The organism is Nocardioides xinjiangensis (assembly GCF_017916385.1).
GTDB classification, from domain to species: domain Bacteria; phylum Actinomycetota; class Actinomycetes; order Propionibacteriales; family Nocardioidaceae; genus Nocardioides; species Nocardioides xinjiangensis.
Genome location: NZ_JAFMSW010000002.1, coordinates 35,303 through 57,127, shown reverse-complemented (window position 1 = coordinate 57,127; position 21,825 = coordinate 35,303). Strand labels below are relative to the sequence as shown.

Below are 21,825 nucleotides of genomic sequence, written 5' to 3'. Positions count from 1 at the left end.
AGTGGCTCAGCGGAACGCGGCCGCTCACTACCTCAGCGTCGGTCGCGTCACCGGTGTTACGGGGTCCCCACGAAATTTCCTGCGTTCCATTCGGCACCCAGCGAAGCATCGGCCAGTCCGCCTCATACCCGGCTGCGGAGCCGCCGCGGATTCCAGGTGCGCGGCGAGACGTGCGTACAGGCCCCGATCCGCGCGGCGAGCTTCTCGCGGCACGTGAGTGCGTCCACATATGACCGAACCGGTGGCGTTGCCCGCTCTCGCTCGTGGTGTGGGAGTGAGCCGACATACCCCCTACAGCGCTCTCAGCGCCCGGCCCAAGGAGCCATTGTCGACGACGCCCCACTCGGGGGGCTGTATCGAATCCCGTCCGGTGAACAGTGAGAAGTGCCGTGTCCGTCGGCTTCAGGCTTGCACCCACCATCCACCAGCGTTCGGTCCCCCAGCGGCTCCGGTAGCGAGACCTCATACGCGACCTCGTCGTTGTCGGAGCAGGACGCTCTCCAGCGACTCCGCTGTTGCATCCGACGCGTCGGACCATCGCCGTGAACGTGGCCGTGTCGGGACCCACCTGCGGGGCGGCACGGTCCACACCGCGCTGGGGTTCTCCGAGCCGAAGCCCGAACAACCGCTGAGCATCAGGCAGAACCGACCGCGAGCACGGCGAGACGTCGCATGCCGGTTCGATGACTCACGTCACCCAGCGGTTCCATGCGGGTCATCTCTCCCTGAACGAGTGGCGGTGTCCGGTTGTCTTCGTTCGGGGTTTCGTCGGCCGTTGGTGACGAGAATTCGCCACGACCGCTCATCGGCAGATCCGCGCGCTCATCGCGACAGATCCGGATGCTGTGCCAGCGCCAGATCCGTTCAGCATCCAGAACGTATGCGCGATGCTGTTCGAGTGAATGGCACAGGGCCGAGGAGTACGACGCGTCGAAGCGGACGCCTGAACAGAGGGTTGGTGTATCCGGCTGTCATCGTGCTCGCGGGCATCGCGGCTGCAACGTGGTGGACGCTAACGGAGGACATCGCGCCCGATGCGGTTGAGCCCGGGGCGTACGAGTTCTTCATGGTGGTGTACACGGGAGGCGCCATGGCTGCTGCCCTGGCGCTGTGTGTCTGTTTCGAGGTCGCCTACCGGATCGCTCGGTGGCGCCGCCGTTGTGCTGTCTGAAGCACCAAGCGGAGCGCTCACATCGGCATGAGCGGTGGTCTCCGAGTTCATGCCGCCGCCGAGAGGTGTGACCGCTGCGTCGCGCATGCCCCAGAAGGTCTCCAACAACTGGCGTGTGCTCGTCATGAGGCAACACTTCCACGGGCAGTGGGACACACCCGTGGTGCGAACCAGCGCTGCGGAGGCGGACGCCGAAGACCAGGTGCGGTGTCGGCGTCGAGCGCCGCGGTCCGCCACCGGCGAGACCCTGGGGCGGCCGTCACCGTCCTGGCAGGCTCACAGCCTCGACGTGCCTGCCAGCTGGGGCTCCTGGATGCCGGCGGGCCGGTTGCGCAGTGTGGCGAGCCCCAGCGCTGCCGCGGCGAGGAGGAGCCCGGCGGCCACGGCGAGGGCGGTGCTGTAGCCGGCGACGAGCCCGGTGGCGGCGTCGGCAGCGGCGTTCTCGGGCTGCGCGGTGACGGTCGCGGCGACCCCGGCGAGGACGGCGAGTCCGAGGGCGACGCCGATCTGCTGGGCGGAGTTGAGCAGCGCCGAGGCGATGCCGGCGTTGTCCGGATCCACCTGGTGGACCGCGGCTTGGGTGAGCGCCATGACGCCGAGGCCGAACCCGAGCGCGAGGGTGAGCATGGCGGGGGCGAGGTGGGTCCAGTAGCTGGTGTCGGCGCTGATGGCGGAGAACCACAGGGCGGCACCGGCGCTGAGCAGGGCGCCGAGTGCAGCGACGTAGCGGGGTCCGGCCTGGAGCAGCAGCTTGGGTGCGCCGCCGGCACCGAGGACGATGCCGAGGGCGAACGGCAGCCAAGCGGCGCCGGTCTGCAGCGGGGTGAACCCTTGGACCCGCTGCAGGTGGAGGGTGATGACGTAGAAGGTGCCCATGGGCCCGATGGCCAGCAGCAACATGGTCAGGTAGGCGCCGGCACGGTTGCGGTCGCGGACCAGGCTGAGGGGCAGCAGTGGATGGCGGCTGCTCGCTTGGTTCACCACGAAGACCACGAGGAGGATGGCGGCGGCAGCGAGCAGGATGAGCGCGGCGGGGTCGGTGAAGCCGTGCTCCCCGAACCGGGTGACGGCGTAGACGAGAGCGACCATGCCGCCGGTTCCCAGGGTCGCGCCCATCGCGCCGAGCTGACCCCGCTGGGGTGTGGCGGCGAGCAGCGTGCGGCTGCCGAGCAGGACGAGCAGTCCGATCGGGACGTTGATGAAGAACACCCATCGCCACCCCAGGGTCTCGGTGAGGACGCCGCCGAGCAGCAGCCCGACCACGATGCCCAGACCTGACATGGCACCGTAGAGGGCGAGGGCGGAGTCACGGGCCTTGCGCTCGGAGAACGTGGTGGCGATCAGGGCGAGGGCGTTGGGGGCGGTCAGCGCCGCGCCGACGCCTTGGGCGGCGCGGGCGGCGATCAGCATCTCGGCGTTCTGGCCGAGGCCGCCGGCGAGGGAGCCGAGGACGAAGAGGCCCAGTCCGACCTGGAGGGTGCGGCGGCGGCCCCACAGGTCACCGACCCGGCCGCCCAGGAGCAGCAGCGCCCCGAACGCGAGGATGTACGCGTTCACGATCCAGGGCAGGTGCACCGGGTCGAGGCCCAGTTCGCGCTGGATGCTCGGCAACGCGATGTTCACGATCGAGTCGTCGAGCACCAGCATCAACTGGGAGGTGGCGATGACGAGCAACGGCACCAGTGCGCGCTCGGTTGCCGGACGGGTCGTCCGCTGGGACATGTCTGCCTCTCGGTGGTTTCCTCGATGACTCGAAGGGAATTATACCCCCCGGGGGTACATTCCCGATCCGCTGGGATGCCCGCTCCGCTCCTCGGTCGGCAGCCTCCGGGCTCCTCGGCGCAGCGCCCCGAGACCCATCGGTCGCGTCAGGCGGTCTGGAGGCGGCCGGCCAGACCGACTGCCGCGAAGGCCGCCTCGGCGGCGGCGCGGTCCTCGGTGAAGTGGGCCCAGCTGTCGGTGTGGGCGATCACGGCGCGGCGGGCGCCGAGGAGGCGGACCGCTTCGGCCGCCTGTGCGGCGTCCAGGGTGAGCAGCGCCTGGTCGAAGAACGGCGTACGAACCGCTCCGGCGAAGATGACCGCGGTGTCGACCTGGCCCAAACGCTGAACGATCTCGCCGACGATGTCGAGGGAAGCGTTGTCGCCGCTGACGTAGACCGTGGGCAGGCCCTCTCCGGAGAGCACGAAGCCGGTCACCTCGCCGGTCACCGGCTCACAGCCGACCGGGCCATGCCGCGCGGGCACGGCGGTCACCACGAGGGCTGAGCCGTCCGGGCGGGTCAGCTCGAGACTGTCCCACGGCTGCAGACCGCGGGCCGCGTCGCCGAGCTCGCCGAGGTTGTCTGCGGCGCTCGGGGTGGTGACCACCAGCGGCACCTGGGTGAGGTAAGCACGGCCGGAGGTGTCGAGGTTGTCGGGGTGGTGCTCGTGGGACAGCAGCACCGCGTCCACGGCGCCGAGCTCGTCGGGGCTCACCGGTCAGGGAGCGGTCTTGGTCAGCACCGGGCCGGGGCCACCGAGACCGTAGTCGCCGGGGGCGTCGAACGTCGGATCGGTCAGCAGCCGCAGGCCGCCGATCTCGATGACGGTGGTGGGGCCGCTGAGCACGCGGACATCGACTGGGAGCGCAGAGCTGGACATGTCATCCTCACGGATAGCGGGGGCTTCTTCCGTGAGAGAACGTAGAGGAGTTCTCACGGCAAAGCAAAACGACTACCATGAGAGCGTGCACGCCGAGACCGCGACGACCGAGCCCACGCCCGCGCCGGGCGAGGCCGACCATGTCGCGCTCGCGCTGGCCAACAGCACCTACCTGCTGCCCAAGCACGGTCGAGCCGATCTACTCGCCAGCCCGGCTTCCACACGCGCCTGGCTGGCCGCCGTGGGGCTCGCTCCGGCCGACGCTGACGTCCGGGAGCTGTGTGCCTCGCGCCTGCGTGAGCTCCGCACGCACGTCCGGGCCCTGCTCGAGGCCGGCGTCGACGACCGCCCGGCAGCCCCGGCGTCGCTCGACGCCGTCAATGCGGCGCTGACCAGTGTCCCGGCGGCTCTACTTCTGCAGTACGACGAAGAGAGCCGGTGGCACCGAGCCGCGGCCCATCCCGTCACCCAGCTCGTGGACCGGGCGCTCGCGGTGATCGCCGCCGACCTCGCCGACCTCCTCGCCGGGCCGGACGGAAGACTGGTCGCCCGCTGCGGAGCGCCCTCTTGCGAACGACTCCTGCTGCGCACCCATGCCCGCCGAACGTGGTGCTCGGTCAGGTGCGGAGACCGCGTACGAGCAGCCCGGTCCTACGCACGCCGCTCGCTCGAGAGCGACTCCGCGCCCGCGACGTCCTGAGCCCGCGACTGCTACGACCGCCCTCGTGCAGCGCCCTACCGGCCCAGCGAGCGGGTGCGCACCATCCGCAGCACCTCTTCGGAGCGCTCGGTCAGTGCGCTGACCACCACGGGGGCGGCGTGGGCGGCCGCGACCTCGCGGACGTGCGCCACCCACCCCTCGTCGACCGCGAACACCGGGAAGAGGCTGTACGAGAGCGCCAGGCCCGGGATCATACCGCCCGCGTGCAAGGAGGGCAGCGCGTCGATGTAGCGCTGGGCGTACGGAGCCAGCACCTCGTCCTGGCCGGGTCGCCAGAAGGCCTCTGACACTGTGCGCGCGTTCTGGATGGGCACGGTGCGCTCGACCACCGCGGTCCACGCCTCCTGCTTCGCCTCGGCTGAGGGTGAGCTCGCTCGTACGCACAGCGCACGCACCCAGGCGTCGGGGTCGGGGTCGTGTTCCTGCAGGGCCCGCACGGCCTCGGCGTCCACCTCCCCCAGCTCGGCCCGGCGCTGCAGGACGTACCACTGCAGGTCGACGTCGTCGCCGGCCTCCTCGCGGAGAGCGGCGACGTCCTCCTCGCCGGCCGCCGTCCGGGCCAGCGTGCGCAACGCCGCGTGCCGCGCCACCCCGGCGGCCACCAGCCGTCGTGCCGCGGCGCCCACCTGCGCCTCCAACTGCGAGCGCTCCGGCTCGGGAGCCCACCGCTGCGCGGCGGTGACGGACAGCTCGAGGAACGGCTCGACGACCGTCTCCACCGTCTCCACCGAAAGCGCGTCGGTGAGCGCGCCCACCGCCTCGGCGGCCGTCGCCTCGGCGTTGGTCAGCATGTCCCACACGGTCGCCATCCCCACGGCGCGGGCCAGCGTGGTGGGCAGCCCCGAGGGGCGACCGACCAGCAGCTCGCGCCCCGCGGCATCGGGGCGGGTGGTGGCGAAGGTGGCGTCGTCGTGGTTCACCAGGTAGAGGTCGGCCTCCGGGAGGCCCTCGACGGCGGTCCGCTCGCCCGCCACCTCCACCCGGGTGGAGCCCACCTCCTCGAGCGCGTCGCCGGCACGGCGGTACGCGCCCACCCCGACCACCTGCGGGTGCGGGGCACCGTGAGCGCCAGCCGCGGTGAGCACGAGACCGGCCTCGGTGCGCTCGATGCCCAGCCGGTCGACCCCGGCGGTCTCCAGCCAGGCGGTGCGCCACGGGTGGAGGTCGCGGCCGCTGGCCCGCTCGAGGGCGCCGACGAGGTCGTCGAGGGTCGTGTTGCCCCACGCGTGCTCCGCGAAGTAGGCGCTCATGCCGCGGCAGAAGGTGTCCTCGCCGACGAAGTGCATGAGCTGCTTGAGCACTGCCGCGCCCTTGGGGTAGGTGATGGAGTCGAAGATCGACTCGGCGTGCGCCACGCTCGGCACCGGCTGGCGGATGGGGTGCGAGCTGGGGCCCTGGTCGGCGAGGTAGGCGTTCAGCTTGTCTCCCACGAGGTTGTTCGCGGCGGTGTCGCCGTAGGCAGTGGCCCGCTCGGCTGCCCACATGCAGGCGAACTCCGCGAACGCCTCGTTGAGCCAGAGGTCGTCCCACCAGCGCATGGTGACGATGTTGCCGAACCACATGTGCGCCATCTCGTGCAGCAGCACGTTGGTGAACATCTGCCACTCGCCGGTCGTCGGCTCGTGTCGTCGCAGGATGGTGTCGGACCAGGTGACGCAGCCGTAGTTCTCCATCGCCCCGCCGAACTCGGGCAGGAACACCTGGTCGTACGTGCGCTGGGGGAACGGCATGTCGAAGCGCTCGCCGAAGAAGGCGAGGCCCTGCGCGGTGATCGTGAACAGCTGCTCGGCGTCGCGCTCGAGCGCGGACGCCAGGGTCCGGCGGGCGTGGAGGCCGAGGTCGTAGCCGCCGGCCTCCTGGCGCACCTCGACGAACGGGCCGGCCACGACGACCGGGTTGTAGGTGGACAGCGGCGGCGTCGGCGCGAACGTCCAGCGGCGCGCCCCCTCGAGGTCCTCGACCACCGGGTCGCCCGAGTTGCTCACCACGGTCCAGGCCGCGGGGGCCGTGACCGTGAAGGCGTGGGGCGCCTTCAGGTCGGGCTGGTCGAAGCAGGCCCACGCGAAGCGCGCCTCGTCGGGCTCGAAGGTGGTCCACAGGTAGACGTTGTCGTCGCCGGGGTCGACGGCGCGGTGGACCCCCCGCCCGTGCGTGGTGTCGCGCTGCACCGTGGCCACCACCAGCTCGTTGTCCTCGGCGAGGCCGGACAGGGCGATCCGCCCCTCCTGCGCCGCCGGCAGCGCCGCGCCGTTGAGCGTGGCCGACTCCACCTCCGCACAGCAGTCGACGAACGTCGACGCGCCGGCGGCGCCCGTGAAGCGCACCCTGCTGACGGCCCGGAACGCGGGACCGTCGACCAGGTCGGTGAGGTCGATGTCGATGTCGTAGGAGGTGACCGACAGCAGGGCCGCACGCTCGACGGCTTCCTCCTGCCGAAGACTGCGGACGGGCACGAGGTGGCCTCCACTCGAGGTCGGTGGTGCGGGACGACGCCCCGGGAGCGACGTACGCAGCCTAGGGCCAGGTGCACGCCGGAGCGAGGGATCGCGGGTCCGCCCGCTGCGAGGGCGGTGACGCGAGGATCGGCCGGGGTGGGCGACGTGGTCACCCTCCCCGGCCGAACGGTGCTGCTGCGTGCTGGACCTTCGCTGCGCTCAGCTGGCCACGTGGTCGTGGTCGTGGTCGTGCTCGTCGTCGCCGCCGAGAGGCCCGGCGAAGGTGTGCTCCGGGCCGGCAGGGGCCGGGATGGTGAACGTGCCCGGCACCTTTCGTCCCTCGACGCCGTTCACGCCCTCGGTCGAGTACGCGTAGGTGAGCACGGCGAACGCGACGGCGTCGGAGTTGACGTCCAGCGCCTCCTGGTTGACGTTGTCGATGGTGTCGCAGGCCAGGTGGTAGCACTGGTCGAAGGACTCGCCGGCGACACCGCCCCAGATCGCCTGCTGCTGCGGGGTCTTGACGACCTCCGCTCCCGTGAAGAGACCACCGGACGGGATGCCGTTGTTGATGAAGGCCTGGTAGTCGCTCCGGCCGCTGAACGCCGAGTCGTCGTACGGCTCGCTGCGCAGGGTGTAGAAGGACTCGAAGGTGCGCTCGATGTGCTCCGACCCTTCCGGCACAGGCACGGGCGCCACGAAGCTCGACTCGTTGGCGTCGTAGATGCCGAAGTAGTAGTTCGGCGAGCCGATCATGTCGAAGTTGAGGTAGAGCGCGATCTCGTCCTTCTCGGCCTGGGTGCGCTGCGCGACCCAGGCGGTGGACCCGAGCAGGCCGATCTCCTCGGCACCCCACCATGCGAACCGCACGGTGTTGTGGGGCTTGGAGTTGCCCATCGCCTCCACCAGGTCGAGCAGCCCGGACGAGCCGCTGCCGTTGTCGTTGATGCCGGGGCCCGCAGGCACCGAGTCGAGGTGGGCTCCGGCCATGACGACGTTGTCGTCGACCTCGCCCTCCAGCTCGCCGATGACGTTGTAGTCGGTCACCGGGCGGAACTCGACCGCGACCCGTGCCGTGGAACCGGCCTGGGCGAGGGACTGGCCGGCGGCGAAGGTCGTGCCGACCACTGGGATGTCGACGACGTCGCTGCCGCCCAACGTGGGGTTGAACAGGCCGAACCGGTCGCCGGCGCCGATGGTGTCGCCCTGGTTGAAGATGATCGCCCCAGCCGCGCCCGCGGCTTCGGCGTTGATCGCCTTGACGGAGAAGTTGCATCCGCCCCGCTGCAGGAGCGCGATGGAGCCGGCCGGGAAGCCGGCGAAGTCCGTCGCCTGGCAGCCGCTGGTGTTCTGCCGGTCGCCGGTCAGCTTGACGTCGACCGGCACCACGGCAGCGGTGACGTCGCCCTCGCCCGTGCCGGTGGCACCGGTGTGGGGGTGCGCCACCGAGGTCGGCGAGATCTGCTGGAGGACCGTGTCGGTGGCGTTGTAGGTGAACGGCACGACCTCGGCCGACCACCCCGACTTCTCGAGCACCCCGACGACGTAGTCGACGCTGGCCTGGTAGCCGGGCGTGTCGGTGGCGCGGGTACCGCCGTTGGCGTCGGCGATGGCCTGGAAGGCCTCGAGGTGCTTGGTCACCCCTTCGGCCGAGATGCATCCGAGAAGCTTCGAGTACGTGTTGTTGTTGCGGCTGTCGCACGCCTTGTCGTTGGGTGCTGCGGCCGAGGACGAGGCCGTGAGCGGCACCACCGCACCTGCCGATGCCATCATCAGGGCGGCTGTCGCAACGCCCAGAGATCGTCCAGAACGCTTGCTGACCATCGAGGACTCCTTTGTCGCTCGTTCGTGGGTCCGCGGGCGCCCGGGTTGTCACCCGCAGACGTCCAACGTGTCATGTCGGTCCTCCGATGACTAGGGGTGCTGGCTCGAACGAGTTCAGCCGGGTCGTACCGGTCTAGATGGCGGTGCTGACCGACGTGCGCCGTGCCTCTCGTGGCGCAGATCGATGGCGGGTGGCCGTCGCGCGCGTCTACTGTGCGAGGTATGGAGGGGCTTGTGCTTCGGGTCCGGCTCGTCAGCGGTGACAGCATGGATGTCTCGTACGACGACCCTGGTGCGGGGAGCGAGGAGGAGCTCATCGACCACGTCGTCAGCACGCTCTCGAACGAGTCAGGCGTGCTCCGCTGCCGTCACGGCGATCGGCTCGTGGTGCTGTTCGCACGGGGTGTCTCCACCGTGGAGGTCGCGCCCCGCGGCGCGGTCCTCTAGGGGCTGAGCGGCCCCGGCAACCGCTTCCGGGCGGGTCCTCCGGCGCCCACGGTATCCCGTCTCGGAGGAGCGGCGGTCCGACCGGGTGGCCGGTCAAGCCGGGGTGTCGCGCTGGTGCGCCGGGGTGCCCGTCCCGCCCGAACCTCGACGCCACGGCAACGTGCCCTCGAGCTCGACCTCGAGGGAGAAGCTGAGGAACGTCCTCACCAGCACGATGAGTCCCAGTGCCAACGCGCTCTCCAAGGTGGGATCGACCGTGATGGTCAGGACGATGTCCGCGATGATGAGCAGCTCGAGCCCGAGCAGGATTGCGCGGCCCACGCTCCGTCGTGCCGTCTCATAGGCATCGCGAAGACCGGTCCGCCGCGCGACCATCACCGCGTGCGCGAAGGCGCCGAGGGCGCCGAGCACCAGGACCGTGACGCCACCGATCTCGAAGCCGTGCACCACCAGTTCCATGAGCTCGTCGAAAGTGACATCGATCATGGCTCCAGCCTTGCACCTGTTCGCGTCGCGGCCCCCACCACGGCTTGTTCCCCCGGCATGCAGAGATGGGTACGCCGCGGCACGGGGAGCTGCTCGGTGCGAGCTGCCCACCCCCGCGCTGACCACGCGAACGAGGTAGCCGCGACGCTGGAGCCCGGCAGCTGGGACTCGGTGCAGGCACTCGCGCTCGCGTCCATCGCCCGGAGCCTGGCGGCGATGGCGTCCGACCAGGACAGCGAGATGCCGTCGCGCACCCTGAGGATGTCGTCCACCGGGAGGTTGGTGCGGCGTCTCGCCTGTCGGTCCAGGTCGTCGACGTGGCGTGCATGAGGATGGGTGGTACTCCCACAGGGACGCGCGCCGTCAGGGCGCAGCCAGAGTTCCCGCAGGAGCTCGGCAGCGTCCCGCGGCGTCCGCGCCCGCCCGCGGCGCCCGCGGACCTTCCCGCTGGTCCGTCCGCGTTCGACACTCCGTGGAAGCTGGCCGACGCCCCAGCGCGACTCCCGAGTATTGGGGATCTCGCCGACGGACCCGGTCCTGGCCGTTGCGAGTCTGAGACGTTGCCTGAGTGCGTGAGGGCAGCCTCCTCACGGACACCCACTTCGTCCACATCCGGGGGGCGACGAATGCATCGTGATCCAACCCGCTCAAGCGAGGCGCGGACGACGACGGGCGCGAGGAGCTCGCTCCCATGACCTCTGACTCGGCCGACGTCGTCATCATCGGCGCAGGGCCGTACGGCCTGTCCGTCGCCTCCCACCTCGCCGACCGCGGCATCGGCTACCGGCTCTTCGGTACTCCCATGCACACGTGGCGCCACCACATGCCCGAGGGGATGTGGCTGCGCTCGGAGGGATTCGCGTCCAACCTCTCGGACCCCCATGACGCGTTTTCGCTGGCTCGCTTCTGCGGTGACCACGGGTACGACGTCGGCGGGTGGGGTGTGCCGGTCCCCCTGGAGGTGTACTGCGAGTACGGCGAGTGGTTCGTCGAGCAGACGAAGGTGTGCGTCGAGGACACGCATGTCCTCCAGCTGTCGCGCGCGGGACGTGGCTTCGTGCTGGATCTTGCCGACGGCGACAGCGTGGCTGCCCGTCAGGTGGTGGTCGCAGTCGGGCTGACGCACTTCCGGCACGTGCCCGCGGCGCTCACCGGGCTGCCGTCCGAGCTCTGTGCGCACTCGTCCTCGGTGCGGGGCGGGATCGGGACGTCCGGCGTCGCCGGTGAGCAGCTTCAACCTTCGACGTTCGCCGGACGCGAGGTCGTCGTGATCGGCGCCGGCCAGTCCGCGCTCGAGAACGCGGCGCTGATGCACGAGCACGGCGCCCACGTGCGCGTTGTGGCGCGAGGCGGCTCGGTGACGTGGAATCCCCTGCCTCATCCACTCGACCGGCCGACCTGGCAGCAGCTACGCCGGCCCGTGGGCGGACTGTGTACCGGGATGCGTTGCTGGATGGCCGAGCACGGTCCGCTCGCGTTCCACGCGCTCCCCAACCGCACGCGCCTGCACCTCGCCACGTCGTCCTTCGGCCCTTCGGGCGCGTGGTGGCTGCGTGACCGAATAGAAGGAAAGGTGCAGATCCTCTACGGGCACGAGACGCGATCGGCCCGCGTCGAGGGCTCACAGGTCTCGCTGGAGCTCGCTGTCGACGGCGAGCGTCGGGAGATCCGGGCCGACCAGGTGATCTCGGCGACCGGCTACCGCGTCGACCTCGATCGGATCCCGTTCCTCGACGCGGATCTCCGCGCGTCGCTCCGGAGCGAGGGGGCATTCCCTGCGCTCACTCGCCACTTCGAGGCCTCGGTGCCGAACCTCTACTTCGTCGGCGCCGCGGCGGCTGCCAGCTTCGGGCCAGTGGCGCGGTTCGTGCTCGGTGCGCGGTTCACGGCTCGCACCGTGACGCGACAGCTCGCGGCGCGCTCCCGGCGCACACACGCGACACCGGCCGCACGCCCGCCGACGACCCGCAGTGACTCTTTGCGCACCAGCTAGGAGGAACCATGACAACTTCGCGGAGGCTCGCGCACCACCCCGAGCACTCCGAGGTGGCGGACCTGGTGGTCCGGGCATCGGAGGGTGACCGAGCCGCGTGGGAGCAGCTCGTCGAACGCTACGTCGGTTTGGTGTGGCGAGTGACTCGTGGCTTCAACCTCGCCGAGAGCGACCGTGCGGACGTCACCCAGACCACCTGGTTGCGACTCTACGAGCACATCGACCGCCTCGACGATCCAAGCCGCGTGGGCGCCTGGCTGACTACCACTGCGCGGAGGGAGTGCCTCCGCCAGGTCGCCTTCCGCAAGAAGGTCGTCCTGACCCATGGCGGGGACGTCTTCGAGGCGAAGGAGGCTCCTCAGCCGGCGGTGGACGAGCAGCTCCTCGCGGGCGAGCGCGTCCGCGACGTCCGAGCGGCCATCGGACAGCTGCCCGCGCACTGGCAGGACCTGATGTACCTGTTGATGGCAGACCCGCCCCTGCCGTACTCGGAGATCGCCGAGAGGCTGTGCCTGCCCATCGGCAGCATAGGACCGACACGTGGTCGCTGCCTCGATCGGCTGCGAGTGCTGCTCGACGCCTGACGCGGCTCGGGAGCGATCACACCGTGTGCGGGCGTCCCCCCGGGAGCGGGTAGCGGTGCCGCAACAACAGCGGCCAGGTCAACGCCGTGACCGTGGCACGGTCCGACAGCCGCATCGCGGTGCGCCACTCGTCGTCCGGACGTAGCGACACGTCGCCGACCGTGAACCGTCCGGGGTTGCCGGACACCGAGTGGGTGGCGGCCAGGCGAACCGTACGCTCGTCGGTGAACGGCAGGGCCGCGTGCACGCCCGTCGTTGCGACCAGGCGGGCGATCTCGTCACCGGGACGAGCCATGAAGTCCTCGTAGCGCACCCGCGTGAACGAGGCTGCGTGGGCTGGCAGCAACAGGCCGCAGAGCGTGTGGTTCTTCGTCCACCGGCGGGCCGCCACGTACGGACGCTCGCGGCGCATCAGTCTGGCGTCACCGAAGTCGGGAAGCGTACGAACGCGGGTGCTCGAGAAGGCGGTCGCCCGTGGATCGCGGAGCAGGTGCACCGCGTGCAGCTCGACGCCCCGCAGCGTCGCCAGGAGCGCCCCGTAGACGGGAGACTTGGACGAGTCCACGATCACGCGGCAACCGGTGACGTCGCGGATCGCGCCGTACAACGCGGCGAGCGCGCCACGGTACGCGTCGCCCTCGGGCGACGGGTTCCTGCGCGCGTCCCGCAGCGCCCGTACCCACCTGGTCCGCAGGTACAGGTGCGTGAGCGCGTCGAGCTGCTCCGCTTCGTGACGCTCGAGACGCCGTCCGAAGGCGCTCTCGAGGATGCTGCTCCACACCGGGCAGGAGACGACCGGCTCGCCGCAGCCGCACCGCCGCGCCTCCATGATGCCGCGACGCCAGATGTTCCAGAGCTCACCGACAGCGAAGTAGCCGTCGACCTGACCCAGGATGTTGGCGACGATGGTGCTGCCGGTGCGACCGGAGCCGGCGAGGTAGAGCACCCGCACGTCGTCGTTCATCGTGACCTCCTCGGCCGGCATGGGGCACATGCCGGGTCGACACTCATTCCCACGAGCCGGCGCTCGACGTTTGTAGCGAGCCGCCGGGCGAGCCGCAGATTCGAACCATCACCGGTATCCCAGCTCCCGCAACGTCCGGCGGGCGGTCAGCGTCGTGATCGCTCGTAGCACCGGGTCGAGGTCGCGACCCGCAGCTGCGACCCTCGCGCGATAGACCGCGCCGCCGTTCGAGGACGCGGCTCGCCGGCTGGCGGACCGCTCGTAGTAGCGCGCCTGTACGTCGTGCTCCTGCTCGTCGTGGCGTAGGACAGCGTCGTCCCACGGCTCTCCGAGGAACTCCAGGAGCCGGCCGACGGTGGCCCTCGTGTCGAGTACCAAGTCCTCGTAGCGCAGCTCGTGGTACCTGTCCGGTGACAGCTGGCGTCCGGCTTCGCGTGCCATCCGGATGTAGTACGGCCACTTCGCGGTCGCCTTGATCCCGGAGAGGTAGCCCCAGCTGGTCCGGTGCGAGGCCACCACGTCGCGGCCGTCCCTGATGAGGTGGACGATCTGGCAGTCCGGGTACATCTCTGCGATCAGCGGAACGGACAGCGCGTACCGCGGGGTCTTGTCAGCCCACCGGGTCTTGCCGCGGCGTGCCGCGTAGTCGGACTGGAAGCGGTCGAACATCGCGGCGACCAGCTGCAGCCAGTACTCCCGGGAGAACCCGTAGTGCTCGAAGTGCTGCCAGTGCCGCTCCCCGGTGATGCGGTCGGCGAACTCGGTCAGGAACCGGGTCTCGGGTCCGCAGCTGATGTGAGGGTGTGAGTCGAGGATGAGTCGGAGCAGAGTCGTGCCCGACCGGTGACAACCGACGATGAAGATTGGTGCGCTGCTCATGTCGCCCATGCCCGATACGAGCACGGTCGAGGCTCGGAGATACCGGTATCAGAACCAGGGTGTGCTCGGTCTGTTGGGTGACGGCGCGACGCGGAGGAGGAACGATGCCGAGTTCGGTTGGCGAGCCGTCGGCTGTGGCGTACCTCGCGCTGCGGCTACGGAGGCGACTGTCCTGGGCACGGACCCAGGGAGTGGGCGCGCTGGTCGAGGAAGAGCGATTGCACCCCGTCGACCGTGCACGCGTCGCCCACGCCAAGCACCGGTGGCGTCGCCGGCACGGCGTTGCGCCGGGTTCCGCCACCCCCGTCTACGTGGTCGGTCTGCAGCGATCCGGCACCAACATGGTGCTTCGGGGTCTCGACCGCGCACCTGAGATCGAGGTGCACAACGAGAGCGACCGGCGGGTGTTCCGCCGCTACCAGCTGCGGTCCGACCAGGCGGTGATCGAGACGATCCGACGCAGCCGTCACCCCTACGTGCTCTTCAAGCCGCTGTGTGACTCGCACCGCACCGCGGAACTGTTGGGGCTTTCCGGGGTCCGCGCCGGCAAGGCGATCTGGATATTCCGCGACGTCGACGACCGAACGCGTTCGAGCATCGCCAAGTTCGGCGACTCTGGTCTGGAAGCGGTCCGACAGATCATCGCCGGCGACGGCGAGGAGATCTGGCAGGGTCGACGGCTCGGACCCGAGACGCTGACCCGCTTGCGCGAGTTCCGAGCCGAGACGTTGACACGCGAGACCGCGGCAGCGCTCCTCTGGTACGCGCGCAACTCGCTCTACTTCGACCTCGGTCTGGACCGGCGCCGCGATGTCTTCCTGCTCGGCTACGACCACCTCGTGGATGAGCCGGATCGCGTGGGCCGGGAGCTCTGTGCGTTTCTCGGCCTGCCCTGGCGGGACGAGCTGTTCTCCCACGTCGAGCGTCGCCACCCGGTGCACCGGCCCGCGCACATCGACCCGGCGGCCAGGGCAATGTGCGTCGCCATGCGAGCCCGGCTCGACCAAGCGGCTCTGGCGCCGGCGTGGCGAGATCCCGAGGAGGCGGACCTGTGACGACGACACCGAGCTATGTGTTCCTGCTGAGCAACGGCCGATCGGGGTCCAGCCTGGTGCAGGAGCTGCTGGCGCGCCACCCGGACGTCGGATTCATCTCCAACATCGAGGATCGCTTCCCACAGCTGCCGGCGCGTGTCGGTCGCCACAACAACGAGCTCTACCGGCGCGTCCCACAAGCACTCACCCAGAAGGGCCGGATCCGCTATGCGCCGTCGGAAGGTTACCGGCTCCTGCAGCGGCGGGTCTCACCCGCGCTGGTGAGCTCGTGTCGCGACCTCCTAGCCGGCGATGCCGAGCCCTGGCTCGCCGGGCGCTTCCGCGACCTGTTCACCGCTCGGCGGGAGGCACAGCGCAAGCCCTTGTTCATCCACAAGTTCACCGGATGGCCCCGCAGCGGGTTCATCAGCGCAGCCCTTCCGGGCGCGCGCTTCATCCACATCGTCCGCGATCCTCGCGCCGTCGCCGCATCGGGCCTCAAGACCTCGTGGTGGAGTGGTTGGCAGGGGCCGGCGGGGCTCAACTTCGGTGCCCTCGCTCCGTCGTACACCGCCGTGTGGGAAGAGTCGGGCCGGTCCTTCCCCGTGCTGGCGGCGCTGAGCTGGAAGACGGTCATGGACGCTTTCGAGGCGGCGCGTGGCCTCGTTCCCGCCGACCGATGGCTGGACGTGCGGTTCGAGGACCTGCTCGCCGATCCCGGGACACAGTTCAAGAAGATGACGGAGTTCGCCGGACTCCCCGAGCACCCCCGGTTCCGCGCGGCCCTCGCTGCCACGACGTTCGAACCCGGTCGGGTGGAGGCGTTCAGGCGGGATCTCGACCCGGCCTCGGTGGCGGCCATGGAGTCGTGCTTGTCGCGGGAGCTGGACTACTGGGGATACCGCTAGTGTCCGCCTTCCTGGTGCCGGCTCGGTCGGCGAGGGCAGCCCGCGGCCCGGTGCCGGACGTCGACACCGCGACGCCGGCGGTCGTGCTCAAGCTCGGCGACAACCCGTTCGACCATGGGGGCCTCGGCGCCGCACGAAGCCTCGGCCGGCTCGGCGTGCCGGTGTACGCGGTGGACCGGAGCGCCGGCACACCGCCCCTCGCGTCCCGGTACGTACGTGGCCGCTGGGTGTGGCAGCCCAACGTGGACGACACGGACCAGGTGCGCGAGGGACTGATGCGGCTGGCGGAGCGGATCGGGCGGCCTTCCGTACTCGTCCCCACTGACGACCTGAGCGCGGTCTTCCTCGCGGAGGAGGGTGCAGGACTGCGCCCCTACTTCCTCTTCCCTGACCAGCCGCCGGATCTGCCGCGGCGAGTCATCGACAAGTACACGCTCTTCTCGCTCTGCCGGGACCTGGACGTGCCCTGTGTCGCGACGGAGCTGGTCCGGTCGGTCGAGGAGGCTGAGGAGTTCGCCGCTCGGGTGGGGTTCCCACTCCTCGTCAAGGTGCGTGTGCCCTGGCATAGCCCGGACCGCGGACCGGTCCGGCGGACGACGATCGTCTGCTCGGGACCCGAGCTCGCCGCGGTCTTCACCCACGTGAGCGCCGAGGACGGCATGCTGGTGCAGGAGCACATCCCGGGCGGCGCTGGTCACGACTGGTTCTTCCACGGCTACTGCGACGGCGCCTCGCGGTGTCGGCCTGCCTTCACCGGCGTCAAGGAACGGTCCTACCCTGCCCATGCCGGCCCCACGGCCTTGGGCCGTGCCGCGACGAACCCCGAGCTCGTGGCCGAGGTCCGGGACCTGCTGGCGCGCCTGTCCTACCGCGGAATCCTCGACATCGACATCCGCCTGGACCCTCGTGACAACCGCTACAAGCTGTTGGACTTCAACCCGCGTCTGGGAGCGCAGTCCCGAGTGTTCCGTGACTCCGCGGGCGTGGACGTCGCGGTCGCTGCGCACCTGGACCTGACCGGTCGGCCGGTGCCCCCCGTTGATCAGATCGACGGCCGGGTGTTCCTCGTGGAGAACTACGACGTGCCCGCCTCGTTCGACTACTGGCGCCGCGGCGAGCTGGATCCCCGTCGGTGGCTGAGCTCCGTGCGAGACGTCGACGAGCTGGCCTGGTTCGCCTGGGACGACCTACGTCCGTTCGGGCTGATGTGCCGGCGCGTCGGCGGCCGTGCCGGGCGGCGGATGCTTGCCAGGTACGGCCGCGCGCGTCAGCCGTTCGCCCCGCATCAGCTGACCGCGGAGTAGATGTCCTCCAGACGGCGCAGATGCTCATCCGGTGCGTGCTCGCTCTCGACGTACGCGCGCGCCCGCCGTCCCATCGCGAAGGCCATGTCTGGATCGCTGAGCAGCGCCTCCAGGGCGTCGGCGAACGCGTCCGGTCGGTTGGGGACGACTGTGCCGCGCTCGCCGTCCCCGACGAGCTCCGGCAGGCCGCCGAGAGCGGTCGCGACCACCGGTACGCCGCACGCGAATGCTTCGAGCACCGCGATGGGCTGGTTCTCGTGGCAACGCGAAGGCAGTACCGCGACTGCACTCCGGATCAGGAGGTCGAGCACGGCCGGCTTCGGCAGATGGCCGTGGAACCGCACCCGGCCCGGCGCAACCGCGTCGGCTTGTCGCTGCAACGCCGCCAGCGTGGGCCCCGTGCCCAACACGTGCAGGACGGTCCCGGGCAGTCGACCGACCGCGTCGACGAGCGTGTCGACCCCCTTCTCGTGGCTCAGCCGGCCGACGTAGATGAGGTCGCGTCCCGGCTGGTCCGCTGGTTTCACGCTGGCTGAGTCGATGAAGTTGCCGACGACGGACAACCGATCGGGGAAGACGCCGGCGCGGGTCATCACATCCGCGCAGAACCGGCTCGGGCAGATGAAGGCCGGTATCGACGCGTAGGCGCCGGTCGCCCGGTGCGTGACCGACTCGACCGCCAGCAGCGTGCTTGCCGCGAGGGATCCGTCCTTGCACCGGCGCCTCACCGGGCTGAGCAACGATCCACCGACGCAGGCGTCGCAGACGTGCCCGTGGTCGAGCAGCAGGTACGACGGGCAGGCGAGCTTGTAGTCGTGCAGCGTCATCACGGCCGGAACACCGGCCTCGGCGATCGGGCCGAGAACCGACGGCGAGAGCTGGTGGTAGATGTTGTGGAGGTGCACGATGTCCGGGGAGAACTCACGGATCACGCGACGCATGCCGCTCCGGCTCGCCGACGAGTACAGCATCCGCCCCGCGACCCTCGTGCGTGCCGCGATGCCTCGTGGCGGCGGTTCGAGGTCGATCTGGGACGGGAAGTGAGCCGCGTAGGGCAACGACGGGTTCTGCGGATGCGCCATGCCGAAGAACGTCACTTCGTGTCCGGCGCGTTCTTGCATCTCGGCCAGGTCGAACAGGTAGGCCTCGGCGCCGCCCCGGCGGTACAGGAACTTGTTCACGTGGAGGATGCGCATCTCGAATCCCACCACTGCTTGCCGAGCAGCCCGAACGCCGCTGGCCCCCGCTGCGGCTCCACGACGTACCTCCGCAGCTCGAACGTCGGCGTCTCCGGTGCGTTCCGCCCTCCGTGCGTCGTCCACGCGCCCTCGAAGCCCGCGTCGCGCGCGGCGGCGATCGTGTCGTCGTCGTAGTCGGCGCCCTTGCCGTTGGGGTAGGCGAGATGGCGTACCGGCACCTGCAGGTTGTCCTCGAGGTCGCGACGGGACCGGACGAGGTCGGCGCGCTGGGCTGCCCCGTCCTCCCTGGACAGGATGTCGTGCGCCGAGCTGTGCGAGCCGATCTCGAAGCCCATCCGCGCGAGCTCTGCTGCGCCGGTCCAGTCGAGGAACATGTCGTGTCCAGGAGGTGAGCCCGCGGGACGGCACCTCTCCCGGAGCTCCTCGATCGCCGCACTGCGCGCTGCAGAGCTGCGCTTCTTGAGCAGCTCCGCGACAGTGCCGGACGCGCGCCTGCGCTCCGCCTCCGTCCGCAGGGGCAGCACTGCGCCCTCGAACTCGAACGAGGTCGCACGAGCGCAGCGGCACACCCACGCGACGACCTCCCACCAGGACGACGTGGTGCCGTCCAGCAGGCCCGGTACGAGGAAGAAGGTCGCAGGCAGCCCGAGCTGCCGCAGCATCGGGACTGCGACGTCCAAGCTGTCCCGGTACCCGTCGTCGAAGGTGAGCGCGACAGCGCGCCGAGGCAGCGGTCTACCGGCAGCGAGAGCGTGCGCAGCTCGCTCCAGCGGCACGACGTTGGCCGCCCGACGACAGAAGGCCAGCTGGCGGGCGAGCCCCTGCGCCCCTGCACCGGGTGACGCGGGGAAGCACCACGTCGGGTGCACGTTGTGCCAGGTCAGGACGAGCAGGCGGCTGCTCATGCCTGTCCCCTGGGCCTCAGCACGGCCAGCGTCCTGTTCGTCAGCATCCGGACGACCAGCCGGTCCTCGGTGCGGCGGTGCAGGACGGCAATGGCGAGCGCGTACGTCGCACCGAGCGTCGCGGCACCGATCACGAGTCGGGCGGCACCGGAGAACGGATGTGTCGCGACCAACGCGGTACTGCCGGCGACAGCAGTGGCCAGCACGGTCCGCAGCTGCGCCGGCGCGAACGGGCCCATCCGCATGAGCAGCCACACCTGCACGAGTCGCGCGGCGTTGCCCACCGTCAAGGAGACCGCCCACGCGACTGCCGCGCCGAGGATCCCGTAGAGCGGGATGAGGACGAGGTTGAGCGCGACGTTGAGCGCGAGGGTCACGCTGTTGTCGACGAGGTTCCACGCCGGTCGGCCCGACATCGTGAGCATCATCCCGCCCGGGCCGGTGGCCACGTGGACGATCTGTCCGACGACGAGGACCATCGTCACGGTGACCGCCGTGGTGGAGGAGAACCCCGGACCGAACAACGACAGCAGCTCGGCGGGGAACGCGAGCAGCAAGGCGAACGCCGGCAGCGAGAGCACCAGGTTCCAGCCCGTCACCACGTAGTAGGCGTGCCGGAGCTCCGCGTCGAGGCCGCGCTCGTACAGGTCGGTGATGCGAGGGCTGAACGCCTGCGTGACGGCCGGCATCGCGAAGGTCGCGAGCACGACGATCTTGGTGGCGACGGTGTAGACCCCCACGTCGGCGCTGCTGCTCAGCGCACCGAGGATGAGCGTGTCCGCCCACACCAGGCCGGTGGTGGCGAGCCAGGCGGTGCCGCTCACGGCCGAGAAGGCGATGAGGGCACGCGGCTCGTAACGTGGCACCCCGGTCAGGGGTCGCAGGTGACGGCGTAGCGCCCGGAGCGCGAGGAGTGCCGCCACGGTGCTGCTCGCGACGAGCGCCACCATCGCGCCGTTCAACCCGACGCCGACCAGTACCAGGCCCGTCGTCAGGCCCAGCCGCAGGACCGGCTCGAGCACCAGCTTGATCGCCGCCCGCGCGCGCATCCGGCGGAACCCGACGGTGATCACGAGCGCAGCCTCGGTCAGCGCAGCCGCGGGCAGTGCCACCGCCACGAGGCGCAGCGGCGTGACGAGACCGGCGTCGTGGAAGACATGGTGGGCCACGACGTCGGCGAAGGCGAACAGCGGTGCGGCGAGCAGCACGGAGCACACCAGGGTCCCACCCACCGCCAACCGCGCCGTGCCGCGCACCGCCCCGTCGTCGCTGTTGGTCAGGTGCATGGCCACGAACCGGCTGGCTCCGGCGCTGAAGGGCAGCCCGGCCACCGCGACGAGCACCGTGAGGAGCGCGTACGCCTGGGCGTACCTGCCGAGCGAGGCAGCACCCAGCTGCCACGACAGGACCGCGATGATCGCGACGAGCACCACCTTGGTGCAGATGGCGCCGGCGAGGTTCAGGCTCGCTCCCCTGGCCATGGGCATGATCTGCCCTCCGAGCGCGACGCGGTCCATGCAACGAGAGAGCGCCGCGCGCCGTACGCTGATACTGGGAGACTGTGAACCCGTCGCAGTATCACCGGGCCGGTCCTGCGCCTCTCTCCCTGTATGCGGACCTCATCTACCTTCAGCAGGCAGGCCGCCCGGACGCGGCGGCGTGATCGACGGCGAGTGGTGGGGGCAGCCAGCCTCTGCCTGTTCCTGGCGGGAGCGCTGGCAACGGCGCCGGCGGCCCAGGCGGCCACGTTGGCCTTCAGCGACGACTTCCAGGACGGCAACGCGAACGGCTGGACCGCACGGACCGGCCCCTGGCAGGTGTGCCAGCCGCCCGGGCAGGACCTCGCCTTCTGCGTGAGCGACAGCGCCGCGTATCCGAAGACCTTCGCGAACCCCGCAGGTGCCGGGAACTGGGCTGACTACAGCGTCGAGGCCACCGTCGAGGTCACGGGCATCGATGGTGGCATCGCGATCATCGGCCGTGCCGTGGACAACAACCACTTCTACATGCTCCAGCTCAAGCAGTACCGGAGGACCCACGGGTGGTTCATCCACCGCAGGGATGGCGCCGGCGGCGGTTGGGTCGACCTCGCGTTCGGCCAGTACCCGTGGGTGGCGAACCAGCAGTATCGGCTGAGGCTCGACATGCAGGGCAGCCTGCTCACAGCAGCCATCTCCACCGACGGCGGCGCGACCTACACGACGCTCGGCAGCGTCCACGACTCGACGTACACCCACGGTCGAATCGGAGTGCGGGCCTGGGACACCACCGCCTACGTCGACGACGTGAAGGTGTACACCACGCCCTAGGCCCGCGTCCCGGGCCTCCT

The 21,825-nt window shown here is 70.3% G+C and carries 19 protein-coding genes; 8 read left to right on the top strand and 11 right to left on the bottom strand.

The window, feature by feature from the left end; genetic code table 11:
- Positions 1–1,447: 1,447 nt before the first annotated feature.
- From J3P32_RS15130 to J3P32_RS18265, 3 genes are all read right to left on the bottom strand, one after another.
- The gene (locus tag J3P32_RS15130) at positions 1,448–2,893 is read right to left on the bottom strand and encodes an MFS transporter (RefSeq protein WP_210440889.1); all 1,446 of its coding nucleotides are present in this window, start codon (positions 2,891–2,893) and stop codon (positions 1,448–1,450) included.
- 146 nt (positions 2,894–3,039) lie between these two features.
- The gene (locus tag J3P32_RS15125; RefSeq protein WP_210440888.1) at positions 3,040–3,648 is read right to left on the bottom strand and encodes an MBL fold metallo-hydrolase; all 609 of its coding nucleotides are present in this window, start codon (positions 3,646–3,648) and stop codon (positions 3,040–3,042) included.
- Between the two features lie 3 nt (positions 3,649–3,651).
- The gene (locus J3P32_RS18265; RefSeq protein WP_282594220.1) at positions 3,652–3,780 is read right to left on the bottom strand and encodes a hypothetical protein; all 129 of its coding nucleotides are present in this window, start codon (positions 3,778–3,780) and stop codon (positions 3,652–3,654) included.
- Positions 3,781–3,898: 118 nt separating this feature from the next.
- Here J3P32_RS18265 and J3P32_RS15120 point away from each other — a divergent pair, with 118 nt between their 5' ends.
- On the top strand, positions 3,899–4,513 hold the full coding sequence (locus J3P32_RS15120; RefSeq protein ID WP_210440887.1) for a CGNR zinc finger domain-containing protein: 615 nt from the start codon (positions 3,899–3,901) through the stop codon (positions 4,511–4,513).
- Positions 4,514–4,548: 35 nt separating this feature from the next.
- On the opposite strand, the gene pepN is transcribed toward J3P32_RS15120, so the two are convergent.
- The gene (gene pepN, locus J3P32_RS15115) at positions 4,549–6,987 is read right to left on the bottom strand and encodes an aminopeptidase N (RefSeq protein ID WP_210440886.1); all 2,439 of its coding nucleotides are present in this window, start codon (positions 6,985–6,987) and stop codon (positions 4,549–4,551) included.
- A gap of 201 nt (positions 6,988–7,188) precedes the next feature.
- The gene (locus J3P32_RS15110) at positions 7,189–8,742 is read right to left on the bottom strand and encodes a M20/M25/M40 family metallo-hydrolase (RefSeq protein ID WP_246851226.1); all 1,554 of its coding nucleotides are present in this window, start codon (positions 8,740–8,742) and stop codon (positions 7,189–7,191) included.
- A gap of 273 nt (positions 8,743–9,015) precedes the next feature.
- Between J3P32_RS15110 and J3P32_RS15105 the strand changes: the two genes are divergently transcribed.
- Positions 9,016–9,240, top strand: a complete 225-nt coding sequence (locus J3P32_RS15105; protein ID WP_210440884.1) for a hypothetical protein — start codon at positions 9,016–9,018, stop codon at positions 9,238–9,240.
- Positions 9,241–9,333: 93 nt separating this feature from the next.
- Here J3P32_RS15105 and J3P32_RS15100 read toward each other — a convergent pair whose 3' ends face one another.
- Positions 9,334–9,726: a DUF1622 domain-containing protein gene (locus tag J3P32_RS15100; protein ID WP_210440883.1), complete on the bottom strand. Its 393-nt coding sequence runs from the start codon at positions 9,724–9,726 to the stop codon at positions 9,334–9,336.
- A 691-nt stretch (positions 9,727–10,417) separates the two neighbouring features.
- Here J3P32_RS15100 and J3P32_RS15095 point away from each other — a divergent pair.
- Positions 10,418–11,719, top strand: a complete 1,302-nt coding sequence (locus tag J3P32_RS15095) for an FAD-dependent oxidoreductase (RefSeq protein ID WP_210440882.1) — start codon at positions 10,418–10,420, stop codon at positions 11,717–11,719.
- Between the two features lie 53 nt (positions 11,720–11,772).
- On the top strand, positions 11,773–12,303 hold the full coding sequence (locus J3P32_RS15090) for an RNA polymerase sigma factor (RefSeq protein WP_210440881.1): 531 nt from the start codon (positions 11,773–11,775) through the stop codon (positions 12,301–12,303).
- A 16-nt stretch (positions 12,304–12,319) separates the two neighbouring features.
- Here J3P32_RS15090 and J3P32_RS15085 read toward each other — a convergent pair whose 3' ends face one another.
- Entirely contained in the window at positions 12,320–13,267 is a 948-nt protein-coding gene (locus tag J3P32_RS15085) for a sulfotransferase (RefSeq protein ID WP_210440880.1), read from the bottom strand.
- 108 nt (positions 13,268–13,375) lie between these two features.
- Complete coding sequence (locus J3P32_RS15080) at positions 13,376–14,146, bottom strand: sulfotransferase family protein (protein ID WP_210440879.1); 771 nt, start codon at positions 14,144–14,146, stop codon at positions 13,376–13,378.
- Positions 14,147–14,337: 191 nt separating this feature from the next.
- Here J3P32_RS15080 and J3P32_RS15075 point away from each other — a divergent pair, with 191 nt between their 5' ends.
- From J3P32_RS15075 to J3P32_RS15065, 3 genes are read left to right on the top strand one after another with little or no spacing between them, the layout of a single operon-like run.
- On the top strand, positions 14,338–15,201 hold the full coding sequence (locus tag J3P32_RS15075) for a sulfotransferase (RefSeq protein ID WP_210440878.1): 864 nt from the start codon (positions 14,338–14,340) through the stop codon (positions 15,199–15,201).
- Positions 15,198–16,088 (top strand): sulfotransferase family protein, encoded by an 891-nt coding sequence (locus tag J3P32_RS15070; protein WP_210440877.1) that lies wholly within the window; start codon positions 15,198–15,200, stop codon positions 16,086–16,088. Before J3P32_RS15075 ends, J3P32_RS15070 begins: the two co-directional genes overlap by 4 nt.
- Positions 16,088–17,392, top strand: a complete 1,305-nt coding sequence (locus J3P32_RS15065) for a carboxylate--amine ligase (protein WP_210440876.1) — start codon at positions 16,088–16,090, stop codon at positions 17,390–17,392. Before J3P32_RS15070 ends, J3P32_RS15065 begins: the two co-directional genes overlap by 1 nt.
- Here J3P32_RS15065 and J3P32_RS15060 read toward each other — a convergent pair.
- The 3 genes from J3P32_RS15060 to J3P32_RS15050 are packed head-to-tail and all read right to left on the bottom strand — an operon-like array spanning position 17,374 to position 21,013.
- Positions 17,374–18,588: a glycosyltransferase family 4 protein gene (locus J3P32_RS15060; protein ID WP_210440875.1), complete on the bottom strand. Its 1,215-nt coding sequence runs from the start codon at positions 18,586–18,588 to the stop codon at positions 17,374–17,376. The two genes, J3P32_RS15065 and J3P32_RS15060, sit on opposite strands and share 19 nt — an antisense overlap.
- Complete coding sequence (locus J3P32_RS15055; protein ID WP_210440874.1) at positions 18,570–19,496, bottom strand: polysaccharide deacetylase family protein; 927 nt, start codon at positions 19,494–19,496, stop codon at positions 18,570–18,572. Before J3P32_RS15055 ends, J3P32_RS15060 begins: the two co-directional genes overlap by 19 nt.
- Positions 19,493–21,013, bottom strand: a complete 1,521-nt coding sequence (locus J3P32_RS15050; RefSeq protein WP_210440873.1) for a flippase — start codon at positions 21,011–21,013, stop codon at positions 19,493–19,495. Before J3P32_RS15050 ends, J3P32_RS15055 begins: the two co-directional genes overlap by 4 nt.
- 159 nt (positions 21,014–21,172) lie before the next feature.
- Between J3P32_RS15050 and J3P32_RS15045 the strand changes: the two genes are divergently transcribed.
- The gene (locus J3P32_RS15045) at positions 21,173–21,805 is read left to right on the top strand and encodes a hypothetical protein (protein ID WP_210440872.1); all 633 of its coding nucleotides are present in this window, start codon (positions 21,173–21,175) and stop codon (positions 21,803–21,805) included.
- Positions 21,806–21,825: the final 20 nt, after the last annotated feature.